At 64.8% G+C, this 650-nt stretch carries 1 protein-coding gene; it reads right to left on the bottom strand.

What is annotated here, in order from left to right; genetic code table 11:
• Window positions 1-650: chloride channel protein (locus FXB40_RS47480; RefSeq protein WP_148779123.1), on the bottom strand; the 650-nt coding region annotated here is incomplete at both ends.

The following is a 650-nucleotide window of genomic DNA, read 5'->3' as shown; positions in this document are numbered from 1 at the left end:
GCGTGATAGATACCCTCCTCGCAGATCATCCGCGAGACGAAATGCGCGATCAGCGCGGCTGCCATCAACGGCACGACCATGCCGTGATTGTCGGTCATCTCGGTCACGATCACGAAGGCGGTAATCGGCGCCTGCACGACCCCGGCGAAATACGAGACCATGCCGAGCAGCATGACCGCACCGAGCGGCGCGTCATGGAACAACGCCGCGATATTGCTGCCGATGCCGGCCCCGACGGCCAGCGACGGCGAGAAGATGCCGCCCGGTATGCCGCTGATCGCGGCAAAGGTGGTAGCCAGGAGCTTGAGAACGCCGAAGTCTCGCGGCAGCGGCGTGCCGTGATCCAGCGCCTCCTTCACCTGCACATAACCCGTGCCATAGATCGTGTCGCCGGATATCAGGCCGCAAATCGCGACGGCGAGGCCACAGGCAAATGCGAACCAGAGCGGATGACCCTTGATCGCGTGTCCGAGCGGATTCTTGAAGCCGCGCGCCATGGCGATGACAGCGCGGCTGAACAGCCCGCCCGCGAGGCCACCGACCACACCACAAAGCGGAACGGCCAGCCAATCGGTGCCACGCGCCAGCGACATCGCGCTGCTACCGAAATAGGCGTAATTGCCGGCCAGCGCGAGTGACGTCAGGCCGGC

Origin of the sequence: Bradyrhizobium rifense, from assembly GCF_008123425.1 — a bacterium.
GTDB lineage: Bacteria > Pseudomonadota > Alphaproteobacteria > Rhizobiales > Xanthobacteraceae > Bradyrhizobium > Bradyrhizobium rifense.
Note: the sequence above shows the minus strand (reverse complement) of the source record. Positions and strands in the feature narration are given on the sequence as shown.